At 63.4% G+C, this 8303-nt stretch carries 11 protein-coding genes; 7 read left to right on the forward strand and 4 right to left on the reverse strand.

Features of this window, described 5'->3' with window-relative positions:
• Positions 1–171 precede the first annotated feature (171 nt).
• Positions 172–447, forward strand: a complete 276-nt coding sequence (locus JOZ76_RS13135) for a metal-sensing transcriptional repressor (RefSeq protein ID WP_291699055.1) — start codon at positions 172–174, stop codon at positions 445–447.
• A 135-nt stretch (positions 448–582) separates the two neighbouring features.
• On the opposite strand, the gene JOZ76_RS13140 is transcribed toward JOZ76_RS13135, so the two are convergent.
• Both JOZ76_RS13140 and JOZ76_RS13145 read right to left on the reverse strand, forming a co-directional pair.
• Positions 583–852 carry a hypothetical protein gene (locus tag JOZ76_RS13140; RefSeq protein WP_291699056.1) on the reverse strand — a complete coding sequence of 90 codons (270 nt, stop codon included), beginning with the start codon at positions 850–852 and terminating at the stop codon, positions 583–585.
• Positions 853–995: 143 nt separating this feature from the next.
• Complete coding sequence (locus JOZ76_RS13145) at positions 996–1817, reverse strand: creatininase family protein (RefSeq protein WP_291699057.1); 822 nt, start codon at positions 1815–1817, stop codon at positions 996–998.
• Positions 1818–1909: 92 nt separating this feature from the next.
• On the opposite strand from JOZ76_RS13145, the gene JOZ76_RS13150 reads away from it, so the two are divergent.
• Genes JOZ76_RS13150 through JOZ76_RS13170 form a run of 5 tightly spaced genes read left to right on the forward strand, consistent with a single transcriptional unit; the run spans position 1910 to position 6264 of the window.
• Entirely contained in the window at positions 1910–2932 is a 1023-nt protein-coding gene (locus tag JOZ76_RS13150) for an ABC transporter substrate-binding protein (RefSeq protein ID WP_291699058.1), read from the forward strand.
• A 27-nt stretch (positions 2933–2959) separates the two neighbouring features.
• Entirely contained in the window at positions 2960–3745 is a 786-nt protein-coding gene (locus JOZ76_RS13155) for an ABC transporter ATP-binding protein (RefSeq protein WP_291699064.1), read from the forward strand.
• Positions 3742–4566 (forward strand): ABC transporter permease, encoded by an 825-nt coding sequence (locus tag JOZ76_RS13160; RefSeq protein ID WP_441300025.1) that lies wholly within the window; start codon positions 3742–3744, stop codon positions 4564–4566. Before JOZ76_RS13155 ends, JOZ76_RS13160 begins: the two co-directional genes overlap by 4 nt.
• Before the next feature lie 13 nt (positions 4567–4579).
• Positions 4580–5554 carry a 2-hydroxyacid dehydrogenase gene (locus tag JOZ76_RS13165; RefSeq protein ID WP_291699059.1) on the forward strand — a complete coding sequence of 325 codons (975 nt, stop codon included), beginning with the start codon at positions 4580–4582 and terminating at the stop codon, positions 5552–5554.
• A gap of 14 nt (positions 5555–5568) precedes the next feature.
• Positions 5569–6264: an AprI/Inh family metalloprotease inhibitor gene (locus JOZ76_RS13170; protein ID WP_291699060.1), complete on the forward strand. Its 696-nt coding sequence runs from the start codon at positions 5569–5571 to the stop codon at positions 6262–6264.
• Between the two features lie 48 nt (positions 6265–6312).
• Here the strand turns inward: JOZ76_RS13170 and JOZ76_RS13175 are convergent, their stop codons facing one another.
• Both JOZ76_RS13175 and JOZ76_RS13180 read right to left on the reverse strand, forming a co-directional pair.
• Complete coding sequence (locus JOZ76_RS13175; protein ID WP_291699061.1) at positions 6313–6486, reverse strand: hypothetical protein; 174 nt, start codon at positions 6484–6486, stop codon at positions 6313–6315.
• Between the two features lie 112 nt (positions 6487–6598).
• On the reverse strand, positions 6599–7714 hold the full coding sequence (locus JOZ76_RS13180) for a hypothetical protein (RefSeq protein WP_291699062.1): 1116 nt from the start codon (positions 7712–7714) through the stop codon (positions 6599–6601).
• Positions 7715–8097: 383 nt separating this feature from the next.
• Between JOZ76_RS13180 and JOZ76_RS13185 the strand changes: the two genes are divergently transcribed.
• The coding region (locus JOZ76_RS13185) for a hypothetical protein (RefSeq protein WP_291699063.1) at positions 8098–8303 on the forward strand (206 nt) is incomplete at its 3' end.

Below are 8303 nucleotides of genomic sequence, written 5' to 3' on the forward strand. Positions count from 1 at the left end.
GCGGCGGCAGCGCTTCTGATAAGTCGGTTTGAAGACGGTTCGATGAAATCGCGGAGCAGTTGCACGGGCGTACCGATCGCATCCCGGGCGCGCAAAATTCGCGCCGCATTTTCGGTCGAGCGGGAGGTCCGCTATCCTCCCTTGGAAGATTGACCTTGTCCTCCGCGGAGGATGGGAGACGCCGATGCCCGACCACCATGCCGCGATTACCCGCGGCTGCGACGCGCCAATGGCCATCTTCAGACCATCATCGAGATGATCGAACAGGGTCGGTCCTGCGCCCAGATCGCGCAGCAGTTGCAGGCGGTCGAGGAAGCCATCGAGAATGCGAAGAAGGCGCTCCTTCACGACTGTCTCAGCCAGAGCCTGGAGCGATCGCTCGGTGGCAGCGGGGTGAAGGCGCAGTCGGCGCTGAAGGATTTCCGCCTGATCGCGAAATATCTGTAAGCGCTCGACAGCCGATGACCCGCCCGGGGACGTCCGGGCGGGTCGAGTGCGCTGTTTGCGCACTCGTACGGCACGGTGGGTGGATGGCGCGTGCCGGACCCCGCGAATGGAAGATGTCAGTTCTGGAGCGACCGATCAGTAGCAGCTGCGAACGCGGCCGAGATAGTTGCCGTAGACGTCGAACCGCGGCTCCCAGTGGCAGCGGCGATAGCCGTCGTAATAGTAGCCGTCATTCGCGGCGATCGCGCTGCCGACGATCGCGGCACCAACGAGACCTGCGCCAGCGCCCCAACCCCAGCCATGATGGAAGCCATGGGCTTCGGCCGGCGTGGCAGTTGCGGCGATGCTGCCGGTCGCCGCAACTGCAACGAGGGCGAGGGCGGCAATTCTAGTCTTGAGCGACATCACAAAACTCCTTCCAGTTTGAGCCGGGCCGTTGTGGCCCGCTTGCTCGATTGGACGGAGGCTTTTCGATTTCGGTTCGACGTCCGGCACTCAGGCGCCGGGCTTGTGTGATTCTTCTCACACTCATGATGGCTGTGGGGCGATCAGGGGCGTTCGTCGGGCCCGGCCGCAAGCTGCGTCACATCGAATTTATCGATCTCACCGAGCAGCTCGCAAAATACCTCTGCGCCAAGTTTGATCAGCTGCTCGCCTTTCTCGGCGGTTGCCAGGGTGGCGTTGCCGGCCGCGCCGCTTCCATGAAGGTCCTGCGCCTGCCAGGCGAAGGGGGCCGGGCGGTGTACGGAAAGCCAGCGGTATTTCCTTTCCATCGCAACACTCGCGGGACGGAAATCCGCGATCCGATCCTTGCGGACATGCGCCGCAAGGCGCGCCAGCATGATCGAGGTCTCGACTGCCCCGCCATGAATGCCGTGCCGGACCTCCTCCGGCGGAAACAGGGTTTCGGGCGCGCTGAGGCGCGACCACGCGGTGGTGACGACGAAAAGCCCGCGTTGCGCGCGCAGATCCTGTGCCACCAGCGTCATGGCGGCGCTGTTGCCGCCGTGGCTCGTCACGATGACGAGCTTTTTGACGCCGGCGCGCGCGACACTTTCGCCGAGCGCCATCCAGTTCTGCAGCGCGACCTCGGTCGGCAGCGACAGCGTCCCCGGAAAATCGAGATGCTCGGTGGAGATTCCAGTCTCCTGCAGCGGCAGGAAAGTCACCGGCAGCGTCGCAGGCAGCGTTTCGCGCACCCGCTCCAGATAGGCCTGCGCGATCATGACATCGGTGCCGAGCGGCAGATGCGGTCCGTGCTGCTCGACCGCGGCCAGCGGCAGGACCGCGATCCAGCGCGCGGGATCGGCCGGGCCGATCTCGGGCCAGCTGATCTCGGTCCAGTCGCGGGGCGGGACGGTCGCGGTCATTGCCTCAGATGTTTCTTTCAGCCGGTTTGCGGGGTAGTTATGGCCCTCGCACTATTCCTACCATGGGCCAGAACAAACCACGGAGTCCAATCATGAGGGCGGCTCTCTTGCTGCGAGCGTTAACGGCAGGCCTGTTGGCCGCCAGCCTGGCCGGGGCGCCTGCGGCCGCTGAGGAGAAGCTCGACAAGGTCTCGTTCGGCACCAACTGGGTGGCCGAGGCCGAGCACGGCGGCTTCTTCCAGGCACTGGCCGACGGCACCTACAAGAAATATGGGCTGGACGTCACCATCGTGCCGGGCGGCCCGAACGACAACAACCGCATGCTGCTGATCGCCGGCAAGCTCGATTTCTTCATGGCCGCGAACACGCTGATGTCGTTCGACGCGGTCGCCAACAACGTCCCGGTGGTCTCGGTCGCCGCGATGTTCCAGAAGGACCCGCAGGTCTTCTTGACCCATCCGGAATCGAAGGTCGCAAAACTCGAGGATCTGAAACCGCTGACGCTGTTCGTCTCGAAGGAGGGCATCACGAGCTACTACCAGTGGCTCAAATCCGAATACGGTTTTAGCGAAAAGAACGTCCGGCCCTACACCTTCAACCCGCAGCCTTTCATCGCCACGCCGCAGAGCGCGATGCAGGGCTACGTGACCTCCGAGCCCTATGCGGTCGAGAAGACGGCGGGCTTCAAGCCCGGCGTCATCCTGCTCGCAGACAACGGCTTCAATACCTATTCGACGCTGATCGAAACTCGCCTCGACGTCATCGACAAGAAGCCGGATGTGGTGCAGCGCTTCGTCGATGCGTCTGTTATCGGCTGGTACACCTACATCTATGGCGATAATTCTGCCGGGAATGCCATGATCAAGAAGCTCAACCCGGAGATGACCGACGATGTGCTGGCCTATTCCGTCGCCAAGATGAAGGAATTTGGCATCGTCGATTCCGGCGACACGCTGAAGAACGGCATTGGCGCGATGACCGACGCGCGGGTGACCAGCTTCTTCGAGAAGATGGTGAAGGCCGGCGTGGTGAAGGCGGATATCGATTATCGCAAGTCCTACACGCTTCGCTTTGTCAACAAAGGGGTGGGCGTCGATCTGCGGCCAAAACAGTAGGGGGCGAGCGCCGCCTTGTCCGGGGCGATGTCTGAGATGGGCAGCCTTGCCGTCGATCTGGCCGGCGTCACAAAGGTGTTCGACAACGGCGTCATGGCGCTGGGGCCACTTGACCTCGCCATCCGTCACGGCGAGTTCGTCTCGCTGGTGGGGCCGTCCGGCTGCGGCAAGTCGACAGCGCTGCGGCTGATCGCGGGTCTTGCCGCGCCGACGTCGGGACGGATCGATGTGTCGCACCGCCCCGGCGCGGAACGGCCGGGGCATGCGATCGGCTTCGTGTTTCAGGAGCCGACCTTGATGCCGTGGACCTCTGTGCGCGAGAATGTGCGGCTGCCGCTGAAGCTCGCGCATGTTGCTGAGAGCGAAGCCGACCGGCGCATCGACGAGGCGCTCCGCAGTGTCGGTCTTGCCGAATTTGCGGGTGCCTATCCGCGCCAATTGTCGGGCGGCATGAAGATGCGGGTGTCGCTGGCGCGCGCGCTGGTGACCGATCCGGATATTCTCCTGATGGATGAGCCGTTCGCTGCGCTCGACGAGATCACGCGCTTCCGCCTCAATAACGATCTGCTCGCGCTCTGGCGCAGCTTGCGCAAGACCGTCGTCTTCGTCACCCATTCGGTGTTCGAATCCGTCTACCTGTCGCAGCGTGTGCTGGTCATGACCGCGCGGCCGGGCCGGATCGGGGCCGAGATCCGCATCGACGTGGCGGAGCCGCGAGGCGAGGATTTCCGGACCTCGACGGCCTATGCCAGCTATTGCCGCGAGGTGTCGGCGGCGCTCGCGCCGTCCTATTCCGGAGTCTCCGTCCTGTGAGCGCCGCTGACAATCAGCAGGCCGCGAAGGGGCAAGACACAGCGGCAAGACTGCTGCGTTTCCTGTTGCCGCTCCTTGTCGCGCTGGTGGGAACGGCAATCTGGGAGGCCGTGGTGCGGCTCGGCCAGATCCCGCCTTATGTGCTGCCCGGCCCGGTCGCGGTGATCGGAACGCTGATTTCCGACTGGTCCGTGTTGTCGCAATCGCTCGGTGTGACGCTGCTCACGACGCTCGAGGGATTTCTGGCCGCCGCGATCGGCGGTATCGCACTGGCGCTGCTATTCAATCAATCAAAGCTGCTGGAATATTCGCTGTTTCCCTACGCTGTCATCCTGCAGGTCACACCTGTCATCGCGATCGCACCGCTGCTTTTGATCTATCTTCCGCAAGAGATGGCGGTGGTCGTCTGCGCCTGGATCGTCGGCTTCTTTCCGGTGCTGTCCAACACCACGCTCGGGCTCAACTCGGTGGACCGCAATCTCGCCGGCCTGTTTCAGCTCTATGGTGCCTCGCGCCTGCAGACGCTGCGTTATCTGAAACTGCCATCGGCGCTGCCCTATGTGCTCGGCGGCCTGCGCATTGCCGGCGGACTGTCGCTGATCGGTGCCGTCGTGGCGGAGATCGCGGCCGGTAGCGCCGGCGCGGGCTCCGGGCTCGCCTACCGAATTGCGGAATCCAGCTATCGTCTCAACATACCCCGTATGTTCGCAGCGCTTTTGTTGCTGTCACTTGCCGGGATTGTCATCTACGCCCTGCTGGCGCTAACCTCGTATTTGCTGCTAAGGCGTTGGCACGAAAGCGCGCTTGGCAAGGAACACTGAGGGTGGTGGGAATATGTCGTCCGAGAAGATCGACCTGGTGATTCATGGGCCGAGCAAGCCTATCGTCAACACCGGGTTTTCCGACCAGTTCGTGCTGCATCATTTCGAGAAGACGCACGACCTGGAGCGGCTGACCCCCGACGTTGCGGCCAAAGTGCGCGGCATGGCCATCACCTACAACACGGTGCGCGGCGACGCCAAGACGCTGGCACGGTTTCCAAGGCTCGAAATCGTCGCCTCGTTCGGCGTCGGCTATGACCATGTCGACGCGGCCTATGCGCGCGATCACAGGATCATGGTCACCAACACGCCCGACGTGCTGACCGAGGAGGTCGCCGACATCGCGATGGGCCTGTTGATCTCGACCCTGCGCGAGTTCATCAAGGCGGACAAATATCTGCGCGCCGGCCAGTGGCACACGGCGCAATATCCGCTGAGCCCGGGATCGTTGCGCGACCGCACCGTGGGCATGGTCGGCATGGGCCGGATCGGCCAGGCGATTGCGCGCCGGCTGGAAGCCTCGCGCGTTCCCGTGGTCTATCATACGCGCAGCCCCGCCGCAGGCGTGTCCTACAGGCATTATCCGGACCTGATGGAGATGGCGAAGGCGGTGGACACGCTCATCGTCATCGTGCCCGGCGGTCCTTCGACGACGAAGATGATCAACGCGGACGTCCTGAAGGCGCTCGGCCCGCGCGGGGTCGTCATCAATGTCGCGCGCGGCACCGTGGTCGACGAGCAAGCGCTGATTGCGGCATTGAAATCGGGAACGATCCTGGCCGCCGGCCTCGACGTGTTCGAAAAGGAACCGGATGTACCCGACGAGCTCAAGAGCCTGCAAAATGTGGTGCTACTGCCACATATTGGCTCGGCTTCCGTGGTAACGCGAAACGCGATGGATCAGCTGGTGGTCGACAATTTGAAGGCCTGGTTTGCCGGTAAGCCGCCGCTGACGCCGGTTGCAGAAACTCCTGTAAAGGCACAGTGATTAAAGGCATCGAGATGTCTTGTCGTGTCGCTCCGGTGTTCGCAGCATGGCTGGCGCTCGCTTTAGGCGGTGTTGTGCAGGCGCAGGACACCACGAGCCTGAAAAAGGAGATGATCGGCCACCAGTGGGAGCTTGCCACCACCGACCGCAGCAAGACCTGCGTGGTGACGCTGAAGCCGGACGCCGCGCCGGGAGGGTTCAAGATCGAGCTCGAATCCGGCTGCGCCGCGGCCCTGCCTTTCGCCAAGGATATCGCGGCCTGGAGCCTCAAAGGGTTGGATATCGTGCGGCTGCAGGACGCCAAGGGCGAGGCGGTGATCGATTTCACCGAGGTCGAGACCGGCATTTTCGAAGGCCTGCGCACCAACGAGGGCGTCTACATCCTGCAGGATCTTGCCGCGGCCCGGTCGCTGGCGAAATCGATGGACCAGATGATCGGCGACTGGGCCATGGTGCGCAGCAATGGCGCGACCATCTGCGGCCTGACGCTGACCAACAATGACGCCGGCAAGGACAATTTCCAGGTCTTTCTGAAACCGAAATGCGATGCCGCGGTGGCGGCCTTCGCGCCGACGCAGTGGCGTCTCGAACACGGGCAGATCCTGTTGATGTCCGACCGCGGCGAGACTTGGCGGTTCGAGGCCGACGACAATGCGCAGTGGCGCCTCGTTCCCGACAGCGCCGATCCGCTGATCATGCTGCGGCAATAGCAGGCAGACGTTCCATCTATCAGGTGAGCGGCTGGCTGCTCTCCTGAGCTAGTCGATGCGGCGGTCGATCCGGACCCGCTGGCAAGCGAGGCGATCGGCCTGTACGGGCGAGAGCACGGCGCTCAGCCTCTCGATCTGGTCCAAAAGCCTGTCGATCAGTCTGGCCGAGTCCAGCATCGCCAAACCCGCGCCCCGCAGGCGCTCTGCTATCTGATTGATCACCGAGTCCCCTCCGTTTCGATGACCAGCCTTTTTGACACGAATGCCTGAAAACGCGAAGCGGAGAGTCAATGATTGGTAAACCGCAGCGCGGACGATCTTGAGTTCGGCGCCATCACGGCTCGTTCGAATAGAGCCCGCGGGTTTGCCTGGGCCGACGGGACTCGTCCGTGAATCTCTCTCGCGCCGTCATGTTCTCGAGATAGTGTGGCGGTGTCACGCGGATTACGGCGGCGCCGTCCCGGCGGGCGCGCGGGCGCAAGAGCCTGACGGAGCCAATGATCAGGGCATAGAGCGTTGTGATGGTCGCGAGCACCGACAGGAATACGATCAGAAAAAGAGCGGCGCGGCCGCGGACCGGGATGAGTGGCCCAATGCCCTCCAGCATGTTGCCGGGCGCGAACTTCGCGGAATCCGTATCGATCGCGACCAGGGCTGCGCTCGGTCCGACCGAGCCTCGGTCAGCCGTCCGGGCGAAACGCTGATCGAAAAGTGGAAGCTCGCCCCGGTCGACCTCACTCGGCTTGCTGATGGCGTCCGCGGCAGTGGCGGGTGATTGGCCGAGATTGACCGCTTGGGATTTGGAAGGATTTGTAACACTGCCGGTCAGAACTTCAGACGGCTGCCCCTGGCGGTGGGCATCAACCCCTGTCGGCGTGGCGATCGGGCCGGCGGTCGCGGTGGTGAGGCGCGGGGACGGGGCAGCTGATTTCGGCACATGGGATGACTTGGCGCGCGAGGCGATGCGCGCGTGCGGTTTGATCACGCCGACCAGCCGCCAGCACCTGGAACCGGTCGCGCGATCGATTCCGAGTTCCCATGCCCCGCGGCGAAATGGCCGGCCGGGGGCGACGACGCAATGTGGCGCGTTCGGCCGCTGCTCCTCCAGCGCCTCACTGACTTGGGCCTGGGTTGCGGCCTCGCCGACCTCGGCAGGCGCTGGGGTCTGGCCGATGTCGGGATGAGCTGCAGTCGCGCCCAGCTCGGCATGGGCTTCCTCGGGCGCAGCCTGATTGCGGACCAGCTTTGTCCTGCGGGCTCGGACGGCGCATCTATCTGCGGTGGCGGCTCCGGTCCGGCGCCAATGGCTATGCGTCGCCGCAGCCCGCGAGTGGAGCTGACAGGTGGTCTCGGCCTGGACCGGCCCCGCCACCATGATGCTTTGCAAGCCCGCCAGCACGGCCGCCGATAGGATTGTCGCAATGACCTTCGAATATTGAAAAGAATACAAATTGACTCCTGATCCCGTGCGAAGTCGTTTTCCGAAGCTTCGCGTTCAACGCTACAGCTTCGCATGGAGATTGGAGGCGGTAATTGCTCGGGACAGTTGCGCTTAACGTTAAAGGGGCGGCCGGCCGTACGGGCCTTTAATTTTCGCGACGCCGAGCCTCACCGCGGCTTTGCTCGTGTAATCGGGCGATGAACACGCGCAGGTGCGCTGACCATGCTGAAGCGTAAGAGTGGGCCGGGCGCCCACCGGTTTTCTTCGGGGTGCTGAATTAACCCCCCATTAACCATGCTGAAGACTTAATCGGCTAGATTGATGTTGAAATTTGCAGACTTGGGGCTCAGAAAATGGCGACTGATCAAAGGATGCCCAGGATTCAACCAAGATTGGTCAGAGTAGAAGACCGCACCAGCCAGCCCGATCCCGCCGCGCCGCCGTCCTCCGCCGCCCGGCTCATCCAGATCGTCCAGACCGACCGATCGAGCGCGGCGCGCAGCACATCGGAGGCCACCGAGCGGGTCGCATCAATACAGGTTTCCGGAGACGACGAGGCTGCGGAGCAGTCGCGCAATTACCTTCAGACGCTCGATAT

It is taken from the genome of Bradyrhizobium sp., assembly GCF_019244115.1.
Taxonomy (GTDB): domain Bacteria; phylum Pseudomonadota; class Alphaproteobacteria; order Rhizobiales; family Xanthobacteraceae; genus Bradyrhizobium.